Raw genomic sequence first — 25846 nt, 5'->3', positions numbered from 1 at the left:
AGCACCGAATTTTAATTACTGTACCGTATATGCTGCGCTGTTTCTTGAATCCTTTACCAGTAAGCATTTCAAGACTTAACGGGAAAAGTCAGATCTTAGATTACCCGCTTTTGCGAACAGGGAATTTGAATAATAAACTCTGCGCCTTGTCCAGGTGCAGAAATGCACTCTATTGTACCGTGATGTTTGTCTACTACGATTTGATAAGTGATTGATAATCCTAAACCAGTACCTTTTCCTACAGGTTTAGTAGTGAAAAAAGGATCAAATATTTTTTGTCTAACACTATCACTCATACCTACCCCATTATCTTTAATGGAAATGACGATTAAATCAGGATTGATTACTTGAGTACGAATAGCGATCGCACTAAAATTATTCGTAATCTCCTCTGCTTTTCTTTCCTGATTTAACTTTTCTAAAGTATCAATCGCATTATTCAAAATATTCATAAATACCTGATTTAGTTGCCCAGGATAACATTCAATTTTTGGCAAATCACCGTAATGTTTGATAATCTCAATTGCAGGCTTACCTGGTTTGACTTGAAGACGGTTTTGCAAAATTAATAAGGTACTCTCAATTCCCTCATGAATGTTAACAGGTTTCATCTCAGCCTCATCTAACCGAGAGAAATTACGCAATGTCAGCACAATTTCCTCAATGCGTTGCGTGCCAATTCTCATAGAATCTAAAATTTTAGGTATATCTTCTTTAATAAAATCAACATCAAAATTCTCTAAAAACTTTTCAATTTCTGGTGCAATATCGGGATAAATATTTTGATAAATATTAATTAAATTAAGTAAACCTTGTGTGTAATCGTCAATGTGATCTAGATTGCCATGAATAAAACTTACAGGGTTATTAATTTCATGAGCAATACCAGCAATCATTTGTCCGAGACTAGACATTTTTTCTGTCTGAATAAGCTGGCTTTGAGTTAGTTTTAATTTGTGCAGTGTTTGCTTTAATCGCACATTGCTTTCATTTAATTCCCTAGTTCTTTCCTCGATTTTATCTTCTAAATTGGCGTAAAATCCGGCATTTTCTAAAGAAATAGCTGCTTGGGAAAACAGGATTTTTAATAATTGTATTCTATCCGAAGTAAATGCTCCCACTGTTAAATTATTTTCTAAATAAACTAACCCAATTAATTTTCCTTTATGAACGATAGAAGTACACATGAGCGATTTTATTTGGTGGTCAATAATATACGGATCTATCGTAAAACTTCCTTCGTTACTGGCATCAGACAAAACCACATCTTTTTGGGTTCTTGTAACATAATTAATTACAGATATAGGTAATTGTTGATTATTTTTTAGTGGTATTGATTGACCAACAGTTAAATCATCTTGTTCTACACTTGCTTGAGCTTCAATAAATAATCTTCCTCCTTTATCTAAAAGCAAAATACCAGTCTGGGCACCAGCATTCTCAATCACAATTTCCATTAATTTTTCTAGCAAATTTTCCAGTAGAATTACTTCTGATAAAGCTTGTGATGCTTTAATAACTGTGAGCAAATCTAGTCCACTTGACTTTTTATTGATAGTGGAAGTAGTAATAGTATTACTTAGAAACCCTACTTGAGAGTTCGTGGAAATCTTAGCAATTAACTCTGGGTATTTTAATTCCAAATCCTTAAATTTAGCATCTGCTCCCCAACAACGATAACCATAATGTGCCTTTGTCATGTATAGTGAAGCAAATTCATTTCTTCCTAAACTAAGATAAAATTCTGCTGCACATTCATAAGCTAGCGCCTCTTCATGAATATATCCAAAATTATGAGCGCCTTTAATTGCACGATCATAGTGTTCCATCGCTACTAATACTTGTCCTAAAAATCGTGCTTTTTCTGCTTCTACTAGTTCATATTTGTGCTGATTATTTACAGGTGCATGAGTCGCCCATTCTTTTAATTGTTTTTGATTGTCTTCCACTTTCTCCATAACAGTTTTTATATCTATTTGGGAAGTAGTATTTAAACATAAAGCCAACAATGCTAGAGAATAATAAAACTTATATTGAGGTAGATAAGCAGTTCCACTAGCTGCAACTTCATACTGTTGTGCTAATTGAGCATTTTTAACAGACTGACCATAATCTTTAAAGAAATAACTTAAAATACTTTTGCCAAGATAAGCATAAAAGATGGCTGTAATATTTCCTGCCATTCGCTGCATTACTGATTCATTAAAACTCTCACCTTCTAAGTAAGATTTATTATTCTGTCTTTGAACTAGTTCAATTATCATCTGTTTTAAAATAAGCAAACAAACGGTAAAATGTTCTTGTTGTATTTTGTGTGCTAGATTAATATATTGTTCTAGTCTTTTTTCAAGAATATCTAAATTTTCTCCAGCCCAGAAAGGATGCCAACAAACTAATAAGCCATTGTAACCTACGTACTCAATATCCCCTGTATCTAAACCACTTTGAACACCATCTTGTAAAGGTTCTATAGTTGCTTGAATATGTTCTTTCCAATGTCTAACAAAAATATTAAATAGTGCATACACTTTAGATTTTATTTCTCTAGCGTTGAATTGCTCTAAAATCTGCAAAGATAATTTACCAAAACGATATCCTGATTCAATATCCTTAAGAGGGCCACATAAAATTAGCCCATAAAAACCATAGGCATAAGCTGCAAAAGATGAATTGCCATACTGCACACATAAATCAACCATTGTAAAAGCAATCAGTAGTAAAAGTGCAGGATCTGCTAAATAAGCGGGAGGCATGGCTGTCATTAGTATCCTCATAGCAGCTAGCTTATGAGCATCAGTCATTTCTGGCAGATTGACTAATTCTTCAATTGTTAACTCTGTTGGTGGAGTTTGAGACAATGAAACTCCCAGCATCTCTAGCACCTGCAAATCTAAATCTAATGCTTCTCGCATTCTATTTTGAGCAACATCAAACTGAATCTTTTTCTCATATACTTTTACAGTATCAAGAATAGTTTTACTATTACTTATAACACTGAAAAATAATACCTCTGCTTGCTCAAAATTTGTATTTAAATATTCTGCTTCTACTGTTTCTACATGAAGTTCAAGAGTTAATTCATAATGATTTTGCCAACAATCAACTGCAAGTAAACTTAGACCTGTATTAAGAAAACTTACAGCAGATTCGTAAGCAGCAGAATCCTTAGCTTTCCGTCCAGAAATTAGATTTAACTCAGCTAGTTTATATCTTTCTACTGGAGAACAAATTAGTTCACTACCGATATTTAACTGGTTAACAATATCAAAGATTTTTTCTTCTAGTAAACTTTCATCTATATTCTTTAATAGCAGTCTACCAATATTTAAGTGAATCTCCTTTTTCTGTTCATCGGGTATTAATGCATAGGCTGCTTGTTGCACGCGATCATGAAGAAACTTATAATCAATTACAAAAATATCAACATTCTCTAATAGCTGTGGTAGTTTATAACTATCATTTAAAGGTATAACTAAACCAGCTTGTAGTGCTTCCCAAATATCTAATGCTGTGTCATTATGAGATTTTTCATTAACACAAGAGAGTATATTTAAATTAAATCGATTGCCAATACAGGCAGCTATTTTTAAAATATTTTGTGTAGTGTTTTTGAGCTGTTGAATTTTATCTATCATTAATTCAACAACATTATCAGTAATTCCTAGCATATGAATCTGCTGAATGTTCCATTGCCATTGATCAGTAGTAAAGTTAAAAAAAAGTAGATTTTCTTGATGAATAAATTTGATTAATTGATTGATAAAAAATGGATTACCAGCAGTTTTATTGAAAATTAATTTTGCTAATTCTTGAGAACTCTCTAAACTAGATTTTAGGGTGTCGCTAACTAATTGACAAACATCAGCAATTTTTAGATTTTGACAATTAATAATCTTGACAGAGCTACTATTTTTTTCAATTTCTCGTAAAACTAACATTAAAGGATGACTGGTATCAACTTCATTATCTCTATAAGCTCCGATTATCAATAAATATTGAATATCAGTATCTGTAACCAATAACTGAATTAATTTTAGTGAAGCTAAATCTGCCCATTGTAAATCATCTAAAAATAGAACTAATGGATGCTCTTTTTGAGCAAACAAATTTATAAACTTTTGAAAAACCAAGTTAAAGCGATTTTGTGCTTCTGCTGAAGCTAATTGTGGTACTTCTGGTTGTTTACCGATAATCAGTTCTAATTCAGGAATGACATCAATAATAATTTGAGCATTTGGAACTAGAGCCTCTAAAAGTTTTTCTTTCCAAGTAGCTAATTGAACTTCACTTTCTGTTAGTAATTGCTGCATTAACTCTTGAAATGCTTGAATCAGAGAAGCATAAGGGATATTGCGCTGAAATTGCTCAAATTTCCCAGCAATAAAATAGCCTTTGTTTTTGATAACAGGCTTATGGATTTCATTTACTAATGCTGATTTCCCAATACCAGAATAACCCGCAACTAATATTAATTCTTTATTTCCTTGATTAACTTTTTCAAAAGCAGTCATTAAGATATCTATTTCTGTTTCTCGTCCATACAACTTTTCGGGAATTTGTAGTTGGCTAGACTGATCCTGCTGACCAATGGAAAATTCGATTATAGAATTAGTTTGCTTTAACTGATTGAGACAGTTTTCTAAATCAGCTTTAATCCCAAAAGCACTTTGATATCTTTCCTCAGCAGTTTTGCTGAGTAATTTCATAATAATTGCAGAAATTACTTGAGGGATTTCTGGGATTAACTGATCTACTGTTGTAGGTTGTCTGGCAATATGACAATGAACTAATTCCATTGGATCAGTTGCTAGAAACGGTAACTGACCTGTGAGCATTTCATAAAAAGTTACACCCAACGAATAGAAGTCTGTACGGTAATCAACTGTTCGGTTCATTCTTCCTGTTTGCTCTGGAGACATATAGGCTAGAGTTCCTTCAAGCAAATCAGGATTACTGAGTTTGAGTTTTTCTTGAAAAAGCAGTGATGAGATAGAAAAATCAATAATTTTAACTTGATGAGTTGCTAAATTAACAATAATATTCTGTGGTTTAATATCTTTATGAATAATATAATTTTGGTGTAATTCACCTAAAGCTTGGGTGATTTTAATACTTATATTGAGAAAATCAAGTAACCCGATTTTTTCTGTCTGGATAATTTTGTAGAGAGAATTACCATCAAAATTTTCTAATACAATGGCAAAACCATTGTTATATTTTTCTAAGCCATAAGCTTGAATGACTCCTGGGATATTTAAATTTTTTATCACTTCATATTCATGTTTGAATGCCGCTATGTCTTTTAGCTCAGAGTATTCTGTTTTCAAAAGTTTAATAACTACTAGTTTACTATCTTTATTTCTGCTAGCTCGATAAACAGTAGTTTTGGTTCCTTCATAAATTAATTCCAGAATTTGGTAATTAGATAATGTAATCATTTTTTAGATTAATATTTTAAACAATTTTTCAAAATAGGAAAATGATGATCCTATTATTCAGAGAATGAATATATTTTTAAAGTCGTTATTCAACAAGCTTTAAAAATGTATAAAACCACCAAATGATCTAGGTTGTCAAAACCTAGATCATTCTAAATTTTATTGAGTTCGTCAAAATGTACCTCATTAATTTGAATATACCTTTATAACCAAGAATCCCACTCACCAATAATTTTTTTGGTGTATTTTATATGAAAGCATTGGTATAGAATAGCTCGTGTTGCTTGCATTGCAGACATTACTGTAGCTTCCACGCAACCAGAATTGTAACCGTTGTTAATCCAGTCCCCAGTTAGGTAAAGGTTACCAAACCCAGATTCATCAGTTTTGAGTCGATACTTGGTACTTCCAGGTACAGAAAGTACATAGCGTTCTGATGGGTTAATGTTAATTCGCCAGTATTGAGCTTTAAAGCGTTCTACTCCCTGACGGTTTTGAAAATCTACTAGTAAATTCCAATTCAAACCTTGGGGATTTTTGGGGTGAGTAGGATTAGCCCAAAGGTGTCCGATGTAATTGTTGAGGAAGTGAATTGCTTGTTGCTCTACTTTTTTTTGGGCTATAGCTGGAAAATCATATTCTGTATGGGGAGGAATACCTGGATCTGCAATTACGCCGGTCAAATAAGCTACAGTGTAAGGATAATGCTTAGAAGGCCAATTTTCTCGCACTATTAACTCGCTCATATCTGCATAAACATCAAGTGGTTCAATATAAGCTCCTAGCACATGACTAGATTTTTGCCATCCCAATTGTGGTAAGGTAGGCTTAAGCCATATTTGTCCGCCTTGAGTAGTTACTGTCTTAACTTGAGTTAACATATCGTGCCATTTTTGATGCGCTGGATTTTTTTTAGCATGGAGCAATTCACTGCAAATAGAGGGTAAGGCGGCTATAGAAATTCCCAGCAACACAATATCGAAATCATCGCCTTTAGTGAGGGTGATTTTGTCTACATTCTGCCAAGGTGTCCAATATGACTCAAGGTTAATTTCTTGGTCTTGGAGTTTTTGGGCTTCTTCATCGACAATCTGATTATAAAGAGGTTCATTAGGCCAGCAACGAATGTCTTTAACTTTGATGAGTGGTTGATATTCTTGCTCTGGGTTTTTTAAATTTACTTGGCGAGCCAAAGTGATACTTGCAATTGATTGCTGATCTTTATCCAAGTGCAACTGCTTGGTAACATGGAAGAACTTGAATTTTACACCGCGACGCTTTAGCACTTCATATAGTGGAGTGATGACTACCTCCGCCATCCCTGATTGCATTTTCCACATGATTGCGCCATTGTATTTGAACAACATCGTGATGAGGATACGGATAGCTGTTCCTGCTGCTAGTTGCGGTTTATTGGTATTGCCTTCTGGAAAACCATACACTAAATCGTATAAAACGCGAATAAATGCTGATTTAACACTTGATTCCCTAGCTCCGTGTTTTCGTAGCCAGTCTATGTAGTTGTACTCATCTAAACTGTCTAGGGAACGAAAATGAATTACCTCATCTATAAATAAACCCCGGATGTTTGCTAATGCTAGGTCAATAAGTGTTAAACGCCAAAAGATGTCAGGATTTTGCTCACTTTTAGATTCTATCTGAGGGATCAAATGTTTTTTAAAACGGTCTATTAGCTTAAGAATTAACTGCTGATATTCAAGTCTTTGAGTTTTGGTATTTTCAGGCAGTGATTGAGCTAGGTTGTAGGCAAGATTTAAGAATATTCCTTCAGAATTAAAGTCTAGGTTTTGGAAGATATCGCCAATGTATTGGTTGATATTGTTAAGCCATTTTCCCCAAAAACTAGGCTCTTGGAAAAATAACTGAATTAACTGGCTAGGAAATTGCAAGAGACTACTATCTGATAAAAATTCCATTACCTCTTTGCCTAATGCTATTTGTTTGGCAAGAGATCCTGAGGAAGTTTTGTAAAGATTGAACTGATCGTAATTCTCAATTTCTGCGTAAGTCTGAATGACGAATTTAATGGTGGTGCAAATATATTCCCAAAGAGAAGAAATACCGCCACCTTCCCAAGGAACTAGAGAATTGGTAGGGAAGTTAAAAGGCAGAGTTACCCAGTTTTGATTAATGTATTCTTCTAAGACGATGAAACTATGGGGTTTGAATGCGTCTTCTATGGTGCTGAAAGGCCCGTTGCCACCAAGTTCGTCGTAGCATTGCTTGAGTAGACGAAAGGCATTTTCGTAGAATCCAAAAAAAATGTGCAGTCCATGTTCTTCGATGCGGTAGTCTGGTTCATAATCTGGTGCATGGGGTTTGATATTGCGTCCAGTTGCACATTTACCACCTAAACGCCAACCTGTTTGATAAATAGTAATGTCGTAGAGACTATCCCACCCTGGTTGACTAGTTAATTCATAAGCGGTGGTTAATGATGCTATTCCACCGCCTAAGATAGCGATCTTTTTTGGTTTAAAGGTTTCGGACATGGTTGTTTTCCTTGCGTGGTAAGGGTGAAGAAGGAAGCAAAAGACAGAAGAGATAATTTAATCAGTACGGGCTAAACGCCTCGCTACCGTTAACAGCACTCACTAATTTTTCTCTGGTGCTTGCCAAACGGTTTTTCCATCTTTGAGAGTGAAGTCGAAATGCAAGACGAAACCAAGCTTTACAGGGATATTTACTGATTCGCTACCTGCGGGATAACCTTTGCCTAGTCCTAAGTCTTGGACGACTGGTTGGCTAGCGAAATTATTGATTTTTAATTGAAATTGATCGCCAAAACCATTAAATCCAAAGAGTTTTCCGCCATAGAAGCTTTGTAGTTGCATCGGGGATTCAATCAGTGCTTGATAGCAAGCCTTTTTGCTGTTTTCTACGTCGCGAATTTGTTTGAGGGTAACGAGAGGGACGACTCTGTTTAGGAGATGTTCGAGGAGATTAAAGGGCAACTGTAAGCCAGGAATGGCAATCTTGTCATTGTTAAATAATAAGCTAGCGATCGCTCTCACTGCTTCTTCAAAAGTGTCCCATGTTTTGATAGCTTGATGTTTATCTCCTGTACTGATGCGTTGAACTTCTAGCAAGCGCGCATCTAGAGATTTACTTGTAGGAGAAAATTCTTTAAATACTAAAGTATCTACGGTTAATAAATCCGGTTCTTGATTTAAGTTAGGAATCTGAAATGTACCAAGTTGTTTAAAAAAGCCGTAGACTTCTCTACCAGAAATTAGGATGGGAGAATTATTCACGTACAAGTAAGGCATAAACCAAGCTAGGCGTTCGGCAATGAATAAAGGCCCAACTCTTTTACCTACTACTGTTAACATCCAAAAGATGGCTTCTTCTTCATGCACAGTTCCTTTGTCATAGTCGGGGGGATAAATAGAACTTAAAGAATCTATCTTGTTGAACGTCAAGATGAGATAGTTCATCGCTGGACGATATTCAATCTCCCCGTTATTGGGATCATTGAGATATTTATCACACACCTCTTGCAACTTCGCCATTGAACCTTCAACGACAAAGCCATACATTTTTGTCCCTTTGATTTCGTAGGGTTGATTAAACGCTTGTCCATCAGCTCGTTCTATATATTTGGGGTATGGTGATTTGTTACCACCTCCGCAAAAGTAATTTTTGAAAAAACTACTCATATCTTGTTCCATATTTTTGCCTTTTACCGCTAAATCTTGGAACAATTGATCTGGTTTTTGTTGTATTTGGGTAAGGTAATTTGTGAGTTTTTGGGGTTCTTGAAGTAGGCCAGTAAATTCGCTAACAGCGCCTAAAGCCGTATGGAAAGTTGTTTGCATTGTCTGCAAAGGGTTGTTGGTGTTCATCGGGTCTTGGGTAACTTACTAGATTATTTTTATACCAAATTAATCTTGATCATCTGTACAGAGATATGAAAATATTAGATACCTCTGTGTTTCTGTACTATTGTGTCAAAGGAGTTTTAATTTGTCCTTACTAAAACCCGATAATCTGTTAAATAAATCACAATCAAATTCTTCCGCACAGGGTCTTGTTTGAAGTGTTCCCTTTACACTGGCTTTTCTAACAAATTGCTCAGACAGTGAATCTTGGCACAAGGTTTATCACCAACTCGACCAGTATCAATCCAATAGCCAATGTCAGGAGGGCTTTCGATGTTCTTGGGGGGTTCGATGGTTTGGGACGATTGGCTACGGCATTGGGGGAGAAGGCGCGATCGCACGGATGCATTTGCCCAAAGTAAAATTTAATCAAGTGCTATAAGTGACATTTATATTCCAAAAATTGTGTTAATAATCAAGTGGCGATGTCTACGACGGGCTACGCCTACGCTTATTTTCCACGAAAATCTGGCTGAAAAAGTAGGAAGATCAGGGTTTTTGCCAATAAAATTTACATATGTTAATATTGTTTTTTTGGTTTAAGTGCGGATATTCAGTATGGTTACCATAAAGACTGTTCTTAAAGATTCAGAGCAAGTCACTCGGTTGCTTTCTCATCTCGCATTTGATGGAAAAAAGCTCAATCATCAACCGGGTAGTGTATTGGGGAGTACTGCATTGATTGCGGGAACCACCGTTGGGGCTGGGATTCTCGCCCTACCAGCTGTTACCCTGCCGTCTGGTATTGTGCCATCTACATCTGGGCTGATTGCTGTTTGGCTCTACGTTTTAGTTTCAGGGTTATTGATTGCAGAGGTGACCTTAAACGCGATGCGAACAGAAGGGCGTCCAAGTATAGGTCTGTTGGGAATTGTTGAGAAGACCCTTGGTAAGCTGGGAGCGCGAATTGCAGGCGGCGCATATTTATTCATGCATTATGCTCTCTTGGTGGCATACATTACCCAAGGTGGAGAGATTTTAGTATCTGCGGCGGCAAAAGTCTGGGGTGTGCAGATGTTGCCTATGTGGATGGGCACAACGACTTTCACGCTCTTATTTGGTGGGATTATGTATCTTGGGCGAGAAAAGTTTATTGAAAAATTAAACAGCGCCTTTGTCGGAATTGTCATCGTTTCCTTCTTGGGATTATTGTTGCTGGGAGGAAGACATATTCAGAGTGCCCAACTGTTATTTCAAGACTGGAGTGCCCTTGGTAGTGCCATTTCAGTGATGTCTGTGGCACTGTTTTTCCAAAACGTTGTGCCGCTGGTTGTGACGCAACTCGAAGGGGATGCCCGTAAAATTCGTCAGTCCATCTTTATTGGTTCTGTGATTCCTCTAATTATGTTCGTGGCGTGGAATGCCGTAATTTTAGGAAGCGTCAGTCCTGATATGCTACATGGCACTTCTGACGGTAGAATTATTTTTGATCCACTGCAAATTCTCCGAGCAGGTGGTGCGGGAGAATGGTTAGCAGTACTACTATCCATTTTTTCAGAGTTTGCGATCGTCACATCATTCATTGGATTTGTCTACGGGTTGCTGGATTTGTTCAAAGATATTTTCCTACTTGCACAGGGCAAACTTTCTAGTCGCCTACCCCTCTATTCACTGGTTCTTTTCCCTCCTATGACTCTCGGAACGTTCAATCCCAGCATCTTTTTTACTGCCCTAGATTACACTGGAACATTTAGTATCTCAGTTCTAGGTGGAATTATTCCGGCGTTAATGAGTTGGAAACAACGTCAACAACAAGAAAACTCAGATAGCACAAATCAACCACTCGTTCCTGGTGGGAAGGTAACACTCATTGTGATGATTGGAGTGGCATTAGCCATGATGGGAAGACAAATTCTGTCAATTTACACAAAGTCAAACCATCAATAAAAATTATTATGTAATATAAAAGCATATAATTGTAGTATAAATATACCAACCACAATCAAATGAGTGATTCTCGCCTGGTTAAAATCAGCAAATATCTCAGCAAATATCTGCGACACACACCTGATGCAATTGGAATTAAACTTGCTCCCAGCGGTTGGGTTGCTGTTGATGAACTACTTACCGCTTGTACGAAAAACAAGTTTCCGATTACCCGTGATGAATTACAGGCGGTAGTTGAATCCAACGATAAACAACGCTTTTCTTTTGATTCTACAGGTACTTTTATTCGTGCGAACCAAGGACATAGTGTAAAAGTCGATTTACAATTAGAAGCTATTGTTCCCCCAAATGAACTTTATCACGGCACGGGACGTAAATCTGTAGAGTCAATTCTGCAAACAGGACTTGGCAAAATGTCACGACATCATGTCCATTTATCGAAAGATATTGCAACAGCAGAAACTGTTGGTGCAAGACATGGAAAAGCAGTGGTTTTTGCTGTATATGCTGCGGCAATGCATCAGGCAGGTTACATATTCTATTGTTCTGCTAATGGTGTTTGGTTAGTGGATCATGTGCCACCTGAGTATCTACAAAAAATTTGAATTTGAAAAGATTGTTAAGATTTATTTAGAAATATTAAAAAAGAAACTGTTAGCCCGTCGTAGACATCGCTATTCTACTTCGTTAATGATTAGTGTGAATCGATAGAGTTGATTTGTGCTTGTAGTAATACCAGTTTGAAAAATGATTGCGACAGATAGATTCACAAAACCCAGATGCAGAAAGCAATTCCTAATCCAAAATCCAAAATCCAAAATGGTACGAGTTGGTGGGCGATCAGAATGTAAATGAAAGCTTGCCGTAAAACATCGCACCTATCACCAAAAAAATTGGCAAGGCAAAATGTTTTGAACTATCTGCTTAACATGTTTTAACTGTCCTTGCATCCTTGCTTTAAGGCTGAGAATATAAAAGATGGGAGATGTTCCGATTCCACACGCGAATCTAAGATCAGTGCAGCGTTCACAGAAGCGATCGCCATCAATAGCGAGTCCGACGCTTGTTCCTCGCTATCAAGTCTCAAGGCTTCTGGCAGGGTACGAGAAGCGCTGCTATATATAGCGGTTCTCGTTTACGTAAGGCACACCCGTAGGGGCACGGCAATGCCCATTAGTGTCAACTTAAGGTGAAAGCCAGTCTATAACCAGTGGTATCTTAGTGCCTGAGGATGGGGAAATGCATAAATAGTGTCAGCACAACTACAACCCTTCTCCACAACTCGGACAGTTTTCCAATTTACAGGTGAGTCTCACTTGTAAACAGTTTATTGGCTTGATAGTTATCTATTTATAAGGCAGATAACGACAGCAAGTTTCTTTACAATATTAAGCTTAACTATTTTAAAAAGAAATAAAAATTAATTTTGTTAGGGTTTGATTACCATATTATTTGATAATTTACTCAATAAGTTGGTATTATCTTCAGTAGATTACACAGATACACTTATCCATTTTGAAAAACGCAAATCTAATAAGGCGTTTGCGGCTAACTTTGGCGTAAGGATTCATCAGTTTTTAATAACTCATATTGAAAACTAGCTATTTTGTATTGTCTGATAAGGAGTTTAAAGTTTAACTATAGAACCGTTTTGATTTTAAGCTAACAAAATTTATTGTCAACTTGCTCAGTTTTGGCGATAACGAGATTAATTTTTGATGAGCAAACAATTTTGAGCAAAACTATCTAATTTTTTCAATATTCAATATTCAATAGTAAACGGAGAAATGTTTTATGCGTTTTACCCGCACGATACCCATTGCGTCTTTAATACTATCAATACTGGTCTTATGGCAGCCTACTTTAGCTGACTCAAGAAGTGGTCTTCCCTCAGCTAAAGAAGAAAAAATACCATATCTCTCGGATAAAAATAAGTGTCTTGGAGGTTTTTCGCCAAGTTTTCGCTTGGGTGGAGAAATCAAGAATCCAACCACCTATAACTTGCAAAACTTCAGAAATTTGCGAGATACTTTAAAAAAACAAAATCCAGCATTAGTTACTGAAATCACTGTGAGCTTTCAAACCGGCTCAGGTCCACGAACCGAAACATACTATGGAGTCCCTCTGTGGGAATTGATTAATAATCCGAAAGCCGGAGGTGGTCTTAAACCTGGGAATTCTGGTTTAAATTCTAAAAATTCTTTTCTGCGGCAATATGTTCTAGTTGATGCCACAGATTGCTATGGTGCAGTTGTAGCTATTGGTGAAATTCAACCTAACTTTGAAGGGAAAACAGTGTTAGTTGCATATGCAAAAAAAGGTACTGATGGTAAAGTCGTGCCTTTAATAGATGAAGGATTTGCTCGTTTAGTAGTTCCAGGTGACAAAGCTGGAGGTCGTTATGTTACTAATGTGACAAATATTCTCATATTATCCGCTCCTGCTTCTCCTTTGAAACCAAAATATTTCTGATGTAGAGGCTAAGGTTCTCAGTCTCAAGACTATCAGTAATAATTTATGGAGACATTTGTAAATCTATTGAGTATGACTGGCGAAAAGCTTGTTTTCGCCCACATGTCTTCAATAATTAACAATGCTCAATACGGTTCGGATAAGCTGTTGAGGCAGGGGAGGAAAAAGAGTTATTGAGCAATAATTCTTTCTTTCCCTACTGAATAATTTCTCCTCCTGATTGCCTCAATTGATAACTTTATTAATCGAACCGTATTGTCACAAAGCCAACATTTGTCTATATAAAGTAATTGACATTTTTCCAACTAAATTGGTAGTCTGAACCTTGAGAATAAAATACCCAAAAACTTGAAGATTTTAGCGAACAGATGAAAAAATATTTTTTGACAGGTTCTTTGGTAGCTTGTGTATTTAGTGTTGTGATACCAAATCAAGCTTTTGCAGCTAATCTCAACTTATATGGAGCAGGTAGTTTAAGACCTGCACTAACGGAAGTAAGCCAAGACTTCACTCAAGAAACAGGAATAGGAGTGAGTACACTATTTGGGCCATCAGGGATTAGAGAACAAGCAATAGAAACAGAACTCAAACTTGGACAGCCTACTGCTGATGTCTTTGCTAGTGCAGATATTGGAAATCCACAAAAACTTTATATTAAGGGGTTGAGCAGTCAACCAGTGGAATTTACTCAAAACCAGATTGTAGCGGTGTTTTCCTCAAAGTATTCCCAGGCAAAAATTACACCAAATCAGGTGTTAGATTACTTACTAAATCCCAACATCAAGTTGGGAACTTCAACACCTATATTAGATCCTCTTGGAGACTATACTCAACAGATATTTACTCGAGCTAATTCCAAAAACCCTGGTAGTTTTGATACCCTCAATAGTAAAGCCTTGCGATTAACAGGTGGAACGAATACCCCAATAGTCCCATCAGGACAGGACAGCTTAGTGTATTTTCTAAACAAGACTCAGCAAGCAGATGTTTTCTTGACTTATTATACTGGCGCGATCGCATCGCAAAAAATTGACCCGAGTCTGCAAGTAGTTGGGCTACCAGATTATTTGTCTGTTAAAGCGCCATTTGGTTTAACAGTTCTCAAAAATGCTGACCCGAATGCACAGAAACTAGCAGATTATATTTTGTCACAGAAAGGACAGGAAGTTTTGCATAAGTATGGATTTCTTAGCCCCACCAAATCAGTACCTGAACCCAACTATGTTTACGGACTATTACTAACTGCGGCTATGGGTTTAGCACTCAAGAAAAAATTAGCAGAGCAAAAGCAAAAGATACAAGTTTAAAATCAGAGAAAGCGATCCTCTAACTAATAATAAAGTGATCGCCTTTATCCCAATGTCAACACTCCTGCTGTAAATTCTGCCACTAATCGTTTTATCTGTAACCAACGCACACCCAAAAGAATGTTATCGAGTTCATCTCCACCCATAACTTCTATGGTGAACTCTTCTCCATCTAAAAGCACGGTTCCCTCATAAAGATTAAACCGTGCTTCTCCCCATGCTGTTTGCATATCTCGTTGTTCATTTATGTTAAGAATCCACCCTAAACTCAAAGCATCTTGGTTATCAAGTGCTAGCCAACCAGTGAATCCTGTATCTAGAAGTGCATTTACTGGTATAACATCTTCATCAGATGTAACTAAACCAATTTCAAAGATTAACTCACCTTGACTATTAAATTCTCCAAAAATCATATTCTGCCACAAGTTCCCCTCTGATTGAGGCGCATGATGAGCCGCATTTTGTCAGAATATTTTTCACGAGCCTTTGTTCTGGCAACATCCTCATTTGGATCTATAAAATATTCTCCACTATCAGGCTCAATGACTATAAACCAGTTGTAGTGTTCTTTGATTAACTCTGGTTGAACTTTGTCAAATACTACTCGACAACGCTGATAAAATACCTCATCTTCAGCCTTGCGTCGTGCTTTTTCTTCAGGTGATAGTTGATGTTCTGGAAATACTCTTCCTCGATGCGGTGTTTGATTAGAAGATAGTTCTGTCATTTTGTTTACTATTTGCTAAATAGTAGGGGTTTAGTTTTTATATGTTGATTATATCTGAAGCGATCGCCTTTGTTAGTCACGTTTGCACTCAGTTGCAGTAGTGTGATTTATGATTTTCGCCTTTTGAAGTTCATAGTTCTAAGCTAAACCACATCTAGTTTGCATAATCTGAAATTTTACATTTATTGTGAGGTGGGCGTCTCGCCCGCCCAATATATGCCAATACAGTTCAGTTAAGGCTTAACTCTTTATCAAAGTCAGTTTTTTTAACGAACCGCCAAGGGCGCGAAGAACGCAAAGGAAGAGAAGAAAGAGAAGGAAGAAATGCTTAACTGAACTATATTGCAATATATGCAAGTTAAATGTGGAACAGCTTACCTTAGAACTGGAAACACCGAGCTTTTTTCTCAAAAGTTCGTGTTCAGAACTCCAAACGCCAAAAAATAAAAGCGATCGCTCTTTAGTTGAAGGGAGCGATCGCTTCTATTTATAATGCAGAATACAAATTAAGCAGCAACAGGTTCCAACAATTTGATATTAGAGAAGATAAATTCCTGAATAGATACTTGTCCTGCTGTCTCGGTGCGAATCTCTCGACGATTTAGGATGAAATAGTCACCAACTTTTTCATATTCATCCGTAAATTCGCTTCTACCGCCCTTTTGTTCGCCAGTTTTGGGGTCATGGTACACAGAGTCATAGGTATGGGACAAGTAGCCTGACCCGGTATCGTGACTGCTGAATGTGTCAATTGTCACATAAGTACCGTGAATTAGACGGTGAACATGGCACACTTCATTATTGCGGACTTTGTATTTATCGCCCTCAGCTTTACCACCCATTAAAAGCTCAACTGCACCAGTTTCGTCAGTTTTACCATAGCTAAACGTATTGGCGCTGTGGGTGTCTTCAAAGCTGCGGCGGATGCGGTGAATTGCTATCTCCCATGCTTGACCATGAATTGCTTGCTTGGCCGACTCGTCATTTACATCCAAAACTTCGGCTTTGAGATTGGCCTTGATGATAACTTTGCCTGTAAACACTTTATCATCATGCTTAAAGGTGATATTTGCGGTATAACCAGGGAAATCCTTGTCCCAAGTATAGCGGTTCTCATAAGCAGCCCGGAAAAGTTCCTGAGCAGAGAGTTTTGTAACTGTCATGTGCTTCTCCTAGTCGCTACTGTTATTAGCGTTTTAGTTTTCTTGGTATTAGCATAGAAGTAATTGTTGAGGCTTGGATAGTCCCCAACTGGGTACACTTATGGCTAATTCTCTCTACGCCGTATTTCATGCGATCGCCAATGTCCAAAATGAGCAAGAATTAAGACTAGCTCTTACAGATAAAATTGGTGAGCATTTTGGCGTGCAAAATTGGGGTATTTATTTCCTAGATGAGCAACCAACGACTGAAATTGATGTTCAGGGAATTCCGGCAGTATGCTTAGAAAGCAATCCAGTCGGGCGTTACGTGGTTGAGCGTCATGCTCCCGCCCATGAGCAGTTATTATTATCACCAGGAGACTGGAAGCATTTTTGCTCGCGTTCCGATCATGAACACGTAATGACCGGGCCAATTGTTTGCGATGGTCGTCTTGTAGGAACGCTTAACTTAGCTCGTGACAAGGGAAATCCTGCTTTTAATGGCAACGATTTAGCTGATCTGAGTGCCTTATGTATTCATTTATCAGCAAAAATGGCGACTCTACGGACAAAACCAAAAACATCCAATTCCTTGTTAGTAAGTCCTTTAACAGTGCGTGAGTTAGAAATTGCCGAGTTAGTGGCGCAGGGATTAACGAATGCGGAAATTGGGGAAAAACTTTGGATTACGCAAAATTCTGTCAAACAAGCTTTGAAGAGGATGTTTCGTAAGTTGAAGGTTTCGGCGCGTGCGGAAATGGTTGCAAAGCTACAAGATTAGGACGCTTAAGCCCCTTGTTAAAGGTAGGCAAACTTCCTCCACAGTGTACTAGTCATACACTCTGCCCCAGGATATTGAATGCGTGAAGTACAGCAATTTGTAAGGGCGCACAGCTAGCTGTGCGCCCCTACTAAAGGCCTATATTTTCTGCAACTGAAAAACGTCTACAATCTGTCATCAACAAGGGTAAGCGCGTTACCCAAGTCTTAAAAAAACTTCGTTGGTTACACACCAGCATCCCTATTGTGACTCATTTATTGGCGAAAAGTTATTAGTGCTCGTTGCTGCCAATAGAGCATTGTAACGCATTTAGCGTCTAACTGTGTTAGAGATATCTTTGGCTGTATCTGCCGCACTGTCCCCTACATCACTAGCAGTTTTCTGAGCACCCTCTACGTACCCAGATCCAAATTGTTTAAAGGCTTCTGCTGACTCTTTTCCAATCTTCTCAAGTCGTTTACCAAGAGAACCTTTCGTTTCACGAGCTTCTTTATTCCACTCCCCTATTGTTCTCGGTCTTTGAGCATCATCTTGCTCTACTTGTTCACGAACTCTCTCACCTAATCCTTTGTCCTTGTCCCCATAACTAACATTCGTCGTCAGCACTAGAAAACCAACTAGGACAACAGCCAAAAAAGATTTTACCTGAAGTCCTTTAAGCAGGGAACTGATGTGACCAACCGTCCTATAAATCAAATTTATCATGCCAATTAGGTTGTTTTTTGAGTACAAACTAAAGAGTAACGACAAAAAGGTAATTATCCTTCTAACAAAAGGCATATCTCAGTTATAAAAAAGAAAGACTTTTTAAATCTTGGGGAAGAGGTAATTTGTTAGATGAATGATAAGCTGTTCCACTTTTAACTTGCTCCCATTAGGGCAAGCAAGATGCCCACTCCACAAGACGTTAATTGAATTTAGATATGCAAACTAGATGTGGAACAGCTTATTTCCAATTAGTCTATGGGCACGAGCAACGAGCAATACTGCCTTTCTATCGAAAGTTTATATAACAAGCCAAAGAGAGCATTATCCGAAAACGACTCTCGAATATATCAAACTGTTATCAAAGATTGGATAAATTAGTACACTTTTCCTCCACTTTTGTCAATTCACAAAAAACAATTATTATCAAAATATTACAACAACTTCCAGCAATTATGGCAAACAAAAACTCAGAAAAAATGGGTAATATTGCCATTATTAAATCTGATTTATTCGGTACTAAAGTTTTTCCAAGGCTGATTACCGCTTGGATGCAAGCAAGTCATATTTTGGTAATGTTAACAACTTCCCAGAAAACGGATAAATTGATTCTATTTACGGTTTTTTATCACCATAAAGAGCGAATTTAGTCACCTTAACTGATAGTGGGACTTAGGCAAAAAAACACCGATAAAATGACCTCAAACGTATATCCCAAATAGTTTTGACATTGTTTTGCTTGGTTTGTTGATATATCTGAGTTTTAGGCGTTTTCGGGCATTTGATGTATTTCCCTTACCCCGCAAGGGTTTGAGCTAGAGTGAGTAAATTAAGTTATGAGGATAAAAAGAGTAATCAAGAATTAGCCAGAATTATAGTTTTAGGTGAGCATGTAAATCGGAAGTTAAAGGTATTTAAAATTTTGTCCCTTACTTATAGAAATCGCCGAAAAAGATTTAGTTTAAGGTTTAATCTGATTGCTGCTCTCTACAATTATAAGCTTTGTCTCTCCAAAATCAAATCTTCCTGAGTGACTTTTGCAAGAGGTCTATTATAAGAGACTTCCAAATCAAAAAATATCCCATCCCTGCGGGACGCTACGTGTAGCTTGCTTCCCCGTAGGGGTACGCTCTCTTGGCAGGGGAGCAGGGAGCTTTCTAACAAAGGGAGGAAAAGTCGTAGTGAAGTCTAGAAATTGGATAATTTATTTTTTGGAGTTCCCTAAGTTAACTTCTAACTCCTAAAGATACCGTTGCAATAAACCAATAACAACTTCTGGTATTTCCAAATGAGGTAATATTCCTGCATCTGCGATCGCATAAAAATCTTGAATTACCCTTGTATTTAAATTAGCCAAGCGCCGTCCTAGTTTGATGCTAGTAAATTGTGCCTTTTTTCCCCAAAAGATGACAGTAGGAATTGTCAGTTGCTGAATATATAAACTCAAGTCAAAATAAAGATCGCCCCGCAAAAATGCCAAAGCGGCAAACTTGGCATTAGGCTGTTGTGCAGAGGTTAAATAAGCCTCCACCATCTCTTGGGATACTCGTTGTGACTTAGCAAACAGAAAACTTTGTAAAAAATTTCGGACTGCAATTTCATTTTCAGCACCAAGGATGTAAATAAAATTGTCCAACAGAGGCGTATTGATTACCGAAAGCGGAAGTCTGCGTCCAACACCTTGTCCAAAATCATCAAATCCAGAGGGGGACACCAAAAACAGTGCTTTGAATAAATTGGGTTGAACAATAGCTAGGCGGATAGCAAAAGCGGCTGTTAGAGACGAGGCTACCACCGTCACCGGCTGGCGACAACTTTGAATGATAAACTCTGCGATCGTGCTGAGATAATCCCTAATTTTATAATCCCGGACTGGATGAGCCGATTCTCCCCAGCCGATTAAATCAGGGGCTAAAATGTGGTAACTAGAGGCAAAAGCCGGGTAAACTTTAGACCATTCATATGCAGATGCCCCACCGCCAAAGTTGTGGAGAAACAGTAGTGGGGGTAAATCTTCAGTATCAGCGAATGCCCAAGGTGCATTCGTTTGGGTATAGTAAACCATTGCCCCCAAGGATGTATGGATAAGTTTATGTCCAAAGCCAGGAGGTTGAAACTGAAGCATAAAATTAAAGAGTTTAGTTTAATGGCACTTTACCCGAAGGCAAAATTACGAAGTATAAAGTAAAGCTTACCGAGAAATCTGGGAGTAAGTAAACTTTTTGTCTCCTTAGCTGTTCCATATTTAATTTGCATACAGTCAAACTAATTCATAATTGATAATTCATCCTTGCTTTTTGTCAGCATCTCCTGTGATCTGAACAAGTTGATGGAGGTTATCACCACTGATATGATAGGCTCCCCCAAAACCAACTACAAAACGACCTTCACTTGGAGTTAGCTGGAAAATCCGAAAGTCAGACAAGCCACGCAAAACCTCAATAAATTGACCAAACCGTTCTTGAAATTGCTCAACAATTTGATTCCACTTGTCAGTTTCACGCTCTATCAAAGTTGCTGTACAATCAAAACTCAAACGACGACGGGCAAAAATTAGATTACTTTTGGCTTCATCCTCGATAAACAAGATACTAACATGAGGATTGGCATAAAGATTTTTGGTATGAGTCGAAAGACCACTGATGTAAATGTAGATATTCTTGGAATCATCGATTACAAATGGAGCATAACTAGCATTGGGTATTGCCTCTGCGCTTACGGTGCTAATGATTACACTCTCCAATTCTTCTGGAAACTTTTCGTACTCAGCTTGAATGTTTTCAAGTTGGCTCATAAGTAAATTACCGTTTGATTAGGAACACCTAATTAAGTATCCTAACGTGATTGAGCGATGGCATGGAATGCCAAAGATTTGGCTTAATTGTAGCTAGTATGTCGGGCGCGTAAATAGCGCAGAGTCGAGCCAGTCCGTTGATGGGGTTCCCCCACTTAAAGGAACTGGCGTTGAGCGGCGGTTCCCGCCGATAGCGCAGCGTAAAGCCTTCGGCATAGCTTCGCTTAGAGCGAGTCCGCGTATCCCTTCGGGGAAGCTAGCTACGCGTAGCGTCTCGTAGAGAGCGTCTGCCTGCCGCAACGCCAAAGGCGAACAGTTAGCGCAGGCTTTACGGCTACGCTCAGTACAAGTGGCTTTTGACTTCCGCCTTGCGGTACTAGTCTGACTCATTGAAGGGAATAGGGTTACAGGTGATAGGTTAGAGGTATCTCCTATCCCTTAATTCAAGCAACTCAGCATTATCCAAGTTCTGAGTAGCGGAGGATTTAGAGAAACAGACATTGGGCTAAACTTAAGAAAATTATGAGGACGCAAATATGACTGACAAAAATCGTTCTCAATGGGATTTAGGCAGGTTTATTGAAACCCTGACTTACTTTGAGGTAATTCCTTTCCTTAACTGGGTACAGCAGTTAATCCAAGGTCGTCCTAAGGATAATCAAGATAGACCCAATGGAGGAAGAAACGTGGGTGTAATATTAGTAGCAGGTGCAACTGGTGGTGTAGGTAAACGAGTGGTGCAGCGATCGCTCAAACGAGGTTATAAAGTTCGCGCACTAGTTCGAGACATTGACAAAGCGCGGTCGATTCTTGGTAATGATATAGATTTAGTAGTTGCGGATATCACTCAACCAGAGACTTTAACTCCTTTAGTTATGGCTGATATCCAAGCTGTAGTTTGTTGCACAGCAGTGCGCGTTCAACCAGTTGAGGGAGACACAGCAGATAGAGCCAAATACTATCAAGGTGTGAAATTTTACCAGCCAGAAATTGTTGGCGACACCCCAGAAAATGTAGAATATCAAGGTGTCAAAAACTTAGTCCAAGCGGCCGCAAAATATCTACCCCAAGCAAACGAAAAACCGATATTTGATTTTACAAAGCCATCAGCAGAATTAAAAGAAAACTGGGGAGCGTTGGATGATGTCGTCATGGGTGGCGTGAGTGCCAGTAATATCCAATTAGTAGAAAATACAGCTTTGTTTGCTGGTAATGTCTCCACCGATAACTCTGGTGGATTTGCTTCTGTCAGAACTAAGAATTTTGATCCTCCCTTCAACTTATCTGGTTACGAAGGTGTGAAATTGAGCGTCAAAGGTGACGGTCAGCGTTATAAAATATTCCTACGGACAGATACAAAATGGGATGGCATTGGCTATAGCTATTCTTTCGATACCCTAGCTAATACCTGGATAGATGTTCACATTCCCTTTGCAGATTTGATTCCCGTCTTTCGGGCAAAAACTGTCAAAGATGCGCCGCCACTTGAGCAGAATAGAATTTGTTCATTCCAACTGATGTTGAGCAAATTTGAACATGATGGTGCTTTAAATCCCAAATTTTCTCCAGGTGGTTTTGCTTTGCAGTTGGAATCAATTAAAGCTTATAGTGGAACAACTTTACCACAATTTATTCTTGTCAGTTCAGCAGGTGTGACTCGTCCCGGACGCCCCGGCATTAATTTAGATGAAGAACCGCCAGCAGTGAAATTAAATGATCAATTGGGAGGAATTTTAACTTGGAAGTTGAAGGGAGAAGATAGTTTAAGAGAAAGTGGAATTCCTTATATGATTATTAGACCTTGTGCCTTAACTGAGGAATCAGGGGGCAAGGAATTAATATTCGAGCAAGGCGATAATATTAAGGGCAAAATCAGCCGTGAGGATGTGGCAGAACTTTGTGTGCAAGCGCTAAAACTACCGAAAGCTTGTAATGTCACGTTTGAGGTCAAACAGGGAGATAATACTCTTAACTCTATCGATTGGCAGAAGCTATTTTATAATTTAGAATACGACAAATAACTGAAGTGAATACAGACTTATACTTTATAAGCATATCAACACATCTTGTCTAAATAGACTGTTGTAATTTAGCTATTGACATGAAAAAAATCCAAGTGCTAATACTTGCTGGGATTTTAGCAACAATTATCTGGAGCGGGTTATTTCCCAAAACTGCTTCATCGCAGCAAGTGGAGTCCCGCATCAACAACCTGGAAGCAGATTTTAATCGTGTCGAGTCGCGGTTAAACCAGATAGAGTCTCAACTAGGTCAAAGTAGGCAGTCTCCATCCCGAAGAACAACACTTACCCCACGACAGTCAACTGGTTCCAGAGGTAACTTATTACAGCAAGATCGGATGTTTGATCGACTGGCAACTTTGGTGGTTGAATTGAAGCAACAAGTCAATAAATTAGAGGCGCGAGTTTCTAAATTAGAAACTCGCTGAATATTTAAATTACCCTGTCTACTTTTAAGAACTTAAGCCCTGCCTTTCAATACGGTTCGGTTAAGATCCCCCCCCCGCCTGTGGCGACCCCCTTAAAAAGGGGGTAGAAGAGGGTAGGCATAATCACAAAGGAAGCCAGCTATTAATAGCAAAGGCTCACCGATTCCCTTAATGTCGTAGAACAAATCAATTCCGTTAATCTAAACCTTGGGCATAGTAAATAATTCTGCTAAACCTTATTTTTAAGCAGGGATAGACAAGGCTACACTTCTACGTCTTAAATTTCTCGTCCACCGGAATTTGATAGCCGTTGGCGAGGCGATTGGTCATGTTGGCAGTGGCTGCGATCGCCATTAGTTCCCCGAACATGGTATCATTCATCCCCTTAGCACGCGCCGCGGCTGTGTGCGAGGCAATGCAGTACTCACAGCCATTCGTCGCACTTACGGCGATATAAATTAGTTCGCGCATCAGTGGATCAATCTCACCAGGGCCGATCATCACTTCCTTCACCGCTTGCCAAGTTCGTTTTAAGGTAGGGGGATGGTTGGCTATAGCTTTCCAAAAGTTATTGATATAGTCATTCTGGCGTGTGGCGCGGATGTCGTCATATACTGCACGTACTTCGTCGCTGGCTTCTTCGTATTCAATCAGCTTAGTCATGAATTGACAATCACTCCGCTAAGTAGTAATCCTATGGGGTTTATCCTCATAATTTTGGACTTATTTTTAGATACCAAAATGTAGGATACTACGTTTTTACCTGCGAACATTAGCGGTGATGAAATTCCACCTCTTTCTCTAAAATCTTAATATCATAGTTGCCAAAGAAATCGTGCCCCAGTAAGCCAATACTTGCTTTTGGTGCGATCGCTACCTGAAGATTATTGGCTGTAACTCCACCTACTGCAATAGATTTTACCTTACTGGTTGGGAATTCTACTTCGCTACCATCGGCAATTTGAGCTTGCATTGTACCTGTAGCCTGGAGTTCAAGTGTACTCGCCATACTTAGAGTGATAATGGTTTCACTGGCACCTGTATCTACAATCATTTCAAAGGTTTTTTTGTCGTTGAAGATGACATCAATCACAGGAGTTCCAGCAAAGCGGCGTTTGATTGGGACTCGAAAAACTTTGTTGTCTGAAGGTACGGCAATATTGCCACAAAGCCTTCCCAATCCAACGGTTTTACCAGAGGAGGTTACCATGTAACATACTCCTGGATCGTCAGCTGTTGCCCGATGAGAGAATGCTAAAAATACTAGCGTTGACATTAGTGCCGCAGCTACGCCCGTTGTAGACATCGTAGCTAGGTTAACGGCCATAATCCAACGCCTCCAAGCATTCTTCATCTTATATTCTTCTCCAATTTTCCTGATTTTTATTGATAACAAACTTACTCATAATTACTGCAAAAATTAGTGCTAAAAGTCCAGTCTATTAAATGAAAATCCAAGATTTTTAAATCTGTATTACAATAAATATTTAAATATTTATTTTATGTGAATCAGATTATAATCTCTGTTTATATGTTTCCTTTCTAGTATCAAAATAAATTTTTTATTTTCCAGATAGTTAGTAATGTTTTTATTTTCTTTTTAGATGATAGAATTGCATCTTAATCAATACATCTTACCTGTAATTACTGATTGATAAATTAAAGATTAGGTAAAGACATGATAAAACTACTTAGAAGACATTAAATCTGGTGTACTAAGAAGTTAGATAAGAGAAATTTGTTAGCTTACTCAAGAGTTGCTGCCGCATTTACAGCAGTTGCGATCGCATTTTTAATAGTAATATCTCTTTGTTATAAAATGATATTTTCATAAACAGTACGCGTGATCGCAGGGAGTAAAACCTGCCATCCTGTTTACAGGTAATAATAACTAAGCAGCCCAAGCCGTTTATCGAGGAATTGGCTTTTTGCCTACTGGCGAGAAATATGGCTTAGTCTTATTTGAAGAGACTCAGGCTTGAGAAATATTGGTTTCAACACAAACATTCTTGGACTCTGGGCACCCAAAATTGAATCATCATCGAATTTACTACAAAAAGGGAAAGGGAGAGGCTGCCAATGGCAGCCTCTCCCTTCATAATGATTATTATTTTTATTGCTTGTATATTTTATTTTCTGGAAGTCCCTTAGCAATAGGTTGGTGGAATAACAAAAACCTCCTCAAAAGATGATGAGGAGGTTTGAATTGAATTATCATCCCTGGCATCGAGCTATTTTTGCG

General features: G+C 38.2%; 21 protein-coding genes and 2 pseudogenes. 10 read left to right on the top strand and 13 right to left on the bottom strand.

The window, feature by feature from the left end; all coding sequences use genetic code 11:
* Positions 1-95 precede the first annotated feature (95 nt).
* From V7L29_RS11220 to V7L29_RS11210, 3 genes are all read right to left on the bottom strand, one after another.
* Positions 96-5438, bottom strand: a complete 5343-nt coding sequence (locus V7L29_RS11220; protein ID WP_334735502.1) for a trifunctional serine/threonine-protein kinase/ATP-binding protein/sensor histidine kinase — start codon at positions 5436-5438, stop codon at positions 96-98.
* 203 nt (positions 5439-5641) lie between these two features.
* The gene (locus V7L29_RS11215; protein ID WP_334735501.1) at positions 5642-7951 is read right to left on the bottom strand and encodes an NAD(P)-binding protein; all 2310 of its coding nucleotides are present in this window, start codon (positions 7949-7951) and stop codon (positions 5642-5644) included.
* Positions 7952-8053: 102 nt separating this feature from the next.
* Entirely contained in the window at positions 8054-9304 is a 1251-nt protein-coding gene (locus tag V7L29_RS11210; protein WP_334735500.1) for a hypothetical protein, read from the bottom strand.
* Between the two features lie 594 nt (positions 9305-9898).
* On the opposite strand from V7L29_RS11210, the gene V7L29_RS11205 reads away from it, so the two are divergent.
* The 4 genes from V7L29_RS11205 to V7L29_RS11190 all read left to right on the top strand — a co-directional run bounded on the left by V7L29_RS11205 (position 9899) and on the right by V7L29_RS11190 (position 15006).
* Complete coding sequence (locus tag V7L29_RS11205) at positions 9899-11227, top strand: amino acid permease (RefSeq protein ID WP_334735499.1); 1329 nt, start codon at positions 9899-9901, stop codon at positions 11225-11227.
* A gap of 59 nt (positions 11228-11286) precedes the next feature.
* Positions 11287-11832 carry an RNA 2'-phosphotransferase gene (locus tag V7L29_RS11200; protein WP_334690689.1) on the top strand — a complete coding sequence of 182 codons (546 nt, stop codon included), beginning with the start codon at positions 11287-11289 and terminating at the stop codon, positions 11830-11832.
* A 1189-nt stretch (positions 11833-13021) separates the two neighbouring features.
* Positions 13022-13699, top strand: a complete 678-nt coding sequence (locus V7L29_RS11195; RefSeq protein WP_334690688.1) for a hypothetical protein — start codon at positions 13022-13024, stop codon at positions 13697-13699.
* A gap of 368 nt (positions 13700-14067) precedes the next feature.
* Entirely contained in the window at positions 14068-15006 is a 939-nt protein-coding gene (locus V7L29_RS11190) for an extracellular solute-binding protein (RefSeq protein ID WP_334690687.1), read from the top strand.
* 44 nt (positions 15007-15050) lie between these two features.
* Here the strand turns inward: V7L29_RS11190 and V7L29_RS11185 are convergent, their stop codons facing one another.
* Positions 15051-15419, bottom strand: a complete 369-nt coding sequence (locus tag V7L29_RS11185) for an aspartyl protease (protein WP_334690686.1) — start codon at positions 15417-15419, stop codon at positions 15051-15053.
* Complete coding sequence (locus V7L29_RS11180) at positions 15416-15733, bottom strand: hypothetical protein (protein WP_334690685.1); 318 nt, start codon at positions 15731-15733, stop codon at positions 15416-15418. The genes V7L29_RS11185 and V7L29_RS11180 overlap by 4 nt, the downstream gene beginning before the upstream one ends.
* Before the next feature lie 364 nt (positions 15734-16097).
* On the opposite strand from V7L29_RS11180, the gene V7L29_RS11175 reads away from it, so the two are divergent.
* Positions 16098-16226, top strand: a complete 129-nt coding sequence (locus V7L29_RS11175) for a hypothetical protein (protein WP_334690684.1) — start codon at positions 16098-16100, stop codon at positions 16224-16226.
* A gap of 13 nt (positions 16227-16239) precedes the next feature.
* On the opposite strand, the gene V7L29_RS11170 is transcribed toward V7L29_RS11175, so the two are convergent.
* Positions 16240-16896 carry a DUF3386 domain-containing protein gene (locus tag V7L29_RS11170; RefSeq protein ID WP_334735498.1) on the bottom strand — a complete coding sequence of 219 codons (657 nt, stop codon included), beginning with the start codon at positions 16894-16896 and terminating at the stop codon, positions 16240-16242.
* A gap of 100 nt (positions 16897-16996) precedes the next feature.
* On the opposite strand from V7L29_RS11170, the gene V7L29_RS11165 reads away from it, so the two are divergent.
* The gene (locus tag V7L29_RS11165) at positions 16997-17656 is read left to right on the top strand and encodes a LuxR C-terminal-related transcriptional regulator (protein WP_334690682.1); all 660 of its coding nucleotides are present in this window, start codon (positions 16997-16999) and stop codon (positions 17654-17656) included.
* Positions 17657-17965: 309 nt separating this feature from the next.
* Here V7L29_RS11165 and V7L29_RS11160 read toward each other — a convergent pair whose 3' ends face one another.
* The gene (locus V7L29_RS11160) at positions 17966-18361 is read right to left on the bottom strand and encodes a hypothetical protein (protein WP_334735497.1); all 396 of its coding nucleotides are present in this window, start codon (positions 18359-18361) and stop codon (positions 17966-17968) included.
* 368 nt (positions 18362-18729) lie between these two features.
* On the opposite strand from V7L29_RS11160, the gene V7L29_RS11155 reads away from it, so the two are divergent.
* Positions 18730-19011 carry a hypothetical protein gene (locus V7L29_RS11155; RefSeq protein ID WP_334690680.1) on the top strand — a complete coding sequence of 94 codons (282 nt, stop codon included), beginning with the start codon at positions 18730-18732 and terminating at the stop codon, positions 19009-19011.
* A gap of 191 nt (positions 19012-19202) precedes the next feature.
* Positions 19203-19391 (top strand): annotated as a pseudogene (locus V7L29_RS11150) (IS5/IS1182 family transposase); the annotation flags it as partial.
* A gap of 210 nt (positions 19392-19601) precedes the next feature.
* On the opposite strand, the gene V7L29_RS11145 reads toward V7L29_RS11150, so the two are convergent.
* The 3 genes from V7L29_RS11145 to V7L29_RS11135 form a co-directional block, all read right to left on the bottom strand.
* Complete coding sequence (locus V7L29_RS11145; RefSeq protein ID WP_334690679.1) at positions 19602-20486, bottom strand: alpha/beta fold hydrolase; 885 nt, start codon at positions 20484-20486, stop codon at positions 19602-19604.
* Between the two features lie 159 nt (positions 20487-20645).
* Positions 20646-21155, bottom strand: a complete 510-nt coding sequence (locus V7L29_RS11140; RefSeq protein WP_334690678.1) for a HugZ family pyridoxamine 5'-phosphate oxidase — start codon at positions 21153-21155, stop codon at positions 20646-20648.
* Between the two features lie 93 nt (positions 21156-21248).
* Positions 21249-21545, bottom strand: coding sequence for a hypothetical protein (locus V7L29_RS11135; RefSeq protein ID WP_334690677.1), 297 nt, complete (start codon positions 21543-21545; stop codon positions 21249-21251).
* 146 nt (positions 21546-21691) lie between these two features.
* On the opposite strand from V7L29_RS11135, the gene V7L29_RS11130 reads away from it, so the two are divergent.
* Both V7L29_RS11130 and V7L29_RS11125 read left to right on the top strand, forming a co-directional pair.
* On the top strand, positions 21692-23176 hold the full coding sequence (locus tag V7L29_RS11130) for a CIA30 family protein (RefSeq protein WP_334735496.1): 1485 nt from the start codon (positions 21692-21694) through the stop codon (positions 23174-23176).
* Between the two features lie 80 nt (positions 23177-23256).
* On the top strand, positions 23257-23604 hold the full coding sequence (locus V7L29_RS11125) for a hypothetical protein (protein ID WP_334735495.1): 348 nt from the start codon (positions 23257-23259) through the stop codon (positions 23602-23604).
* Positions 23605-23717: 113 nt separating this feature from the next.
* On the opposite strand, the pseudogene V7L29_RS11120 reads toward V7L29_RS11125, so the two are convergent.
* The 3 genes and pseudogenes from V7L29_RS11120 to V7L29_RS11110 form a co-directional block, all read right to left on the bottom strand.
* Positions 23718-23804: pseudogene (locus V7L29_RS11120) on the bottom strand (alpha/beta fold hydrolase); the annotation flags it as partial.
* 70 nt (positions 23805-23874) lie between these two features.
* On the bottom strand, positions 23875-24267 hold the full coding sequence (locus V7L29_RS11115; RefSeq protein ID WP_334688597.1) for a carboxymuconolactone decarboxylase family protein: 393 nt from the start codon (positions 24265-24267) through the stop codon (positions 23875-23877).
* A 109-nt stretch (positions 24268-24376) separates the two neighbouring features.
* Positions 24377-24958 carry a retropepsin-like aspartic protease family protein gene (locus tag V7L29_RS11110; protein WP_334688596.1) on the bottom strand — a complete coding sequence of 194 codons (582 nt, stop codon included), beginning with the start codon at positions 24956-24958 and terminating at the stop codon, positions 24377-24379.
* Between the last annotated feature and the right edge of the window lie 888 nt (positions 24959-25846).

It is taken from the genome of Nostoc sp. (genome assembly GCF_036916575.1).
Taxonomy (GTDB): domain Bacteria; phylum Cyanobacteriota; class Cyanobacteriia; order Cyanobacteriales; family Nostocaceae; genus Nostoc.
The sequence above is the reverse complement of the archived record's forward strand: the minus strand, read 5'-3'. Positions and strand labels throughout refer to the sequence as shown.

What these genes read in the sequence shown, in the direction of transcription:
- V7L29_RS11220 (WP_334735502.1), bottom strand. Translation starts at nt 5,438, where the DNA reads ATGATTACATTATCTAATTACCAAATTCTGGAATTAATTTATGAAGGA.
- V7L29_RS11215 (WP_334735501.1), bottom strand. Translation starts at nt 7,951, where the DNA reads ATGTCCGAAACCTTTAAACCAAAAAAGATCGCTATCTTAGGCGGTGGA.
- V7L29_RS11210 (WP_334735500.1), bottom strand. Translation starts at nt 9,304, where the DNA reads ATGAACACCAACAACCCTTTGCAGACAATGCAAACAACTTTCCATACG.
- V7L29_RS11205 (WP_334735499.1), top strand. Translation starts at nt 9,899, where the DNA reads ATGGTTACCATAAAGACTGTTCTTAAAGATTCAGAGCAAGTCACTCGG.
- V7L29_RS11200 (WP_334690689.1), top strand. Translation starts at nt 11,287, where the DNA reads ATGAGTGATTCTCGCCTGGTTAAAATCAGCAAATATCTCAGCAAATAT.
- V7L29_RS11195 (WP_334690688.1), top strand. Translation starts at nt 13,022, where the DNA reads ATGCGTTTTACCCGCACGATACCCATTGCGTCTTTAATACTATCAATA.
- V7L29_RS11190 (WP_334690687.1), top strand. Translation starts at nt 14,068, where the DNA reads ATGAAAAAATATTTTTTGACAGGTTCTTTGGTAGCTTGTGTATTTAGT.
- V7L29_RS11185 (WP_334690686.1), bottom strand. Translation starts at nt 15,419, where the DNA reads ATGATTTTTGGAGAATTTAATAGTCAAGGTGAGTTAATCTTTGAAATT.
- V7L29_RS11180 (WP_334690685.1), bottom strand. Translation starts at nt 15,733, where the DNA reads ATGACAGAACTATCTTCTAATCAAACACCGCATCGAGGAAGAGTATTT.
- V7L29_RS11170 (WP_334735498.1), bottom strand. Translation starts at nt 16,896, where the DNA reads ATGACAGTTACAAAACTCTCTGCTCAGGAACTTTTCCGGGCTGCTTAT.
- V7L29_RS11165 (WP_334690682.1), top strand. Translation starts at nt 16,997, where the DNA reads ATGGCTAATTCTCTCTACGCCGTATTTCATGCGATCGCCAATGTCCAA.
- V7L29_RS11160 (WP_334735497.1), bottom strand. Translation starts at nt 18,361, where the DNA reads ATGATAAATTTGATTTATAGGACGGTTGGTCACATCAGTTCCCTGCTT.
- V7L29_RS11145 (WP_334690679.1), bottom strand. Translation starts at nt 20,486, where the DNA reads ATGCTTCAGTTTCAACCTCCTGGCTTTGGACATAAACTTATCCATACA.
- V7L29_RS11140 (WP_334690678.1), bottom strand. Translation starts at nt 21,155, where the DNA reads ATGAGCCAACTTGAAAACATTCAAGCTGAGTACGAAAAGTTTCCAGAA.
- V7L29_RS11135 (WP_334690677.1), bottom strand. Translation starts at nt 21,545, where the DNA reads ATGAGTCAGACTAGTACCGCAAGGCGGAAGTCAAAAGCCACTTGTACT.
- V7L29_RS11130 (WP_334735496.1), top strand. Translation starts at nt 21,692, where the DNA reads ATGACTGACAAAAATCGTTCTCAATGGGATTTAGGCAGGTTTATTGAA.
- V7L29_RS11125 (WP_334735495.1), top strand. Translation starts at nt 23,257, where the DNA reads ATGAAAAAAATCCAAGTGCTAATACTTGCTGGGATTTTAGCAACAATT.
- V7L29_RS11115 (WP_334688597.1), bottom strand. Translation starts at nt 24,267, where the DNA reads ATGACTAAGCTGATTGAATACGAAGAAGCCAGCGACGAAGTACGTGCA.
- V7L29_RS11110 (WP_334688596.1), bottom strand. Translation starts at nt 24,958, where the DNA reads ATGAAGAATGCTTGGAGGCGTTGGATTATGGCCGTTAACCTAGCTACG.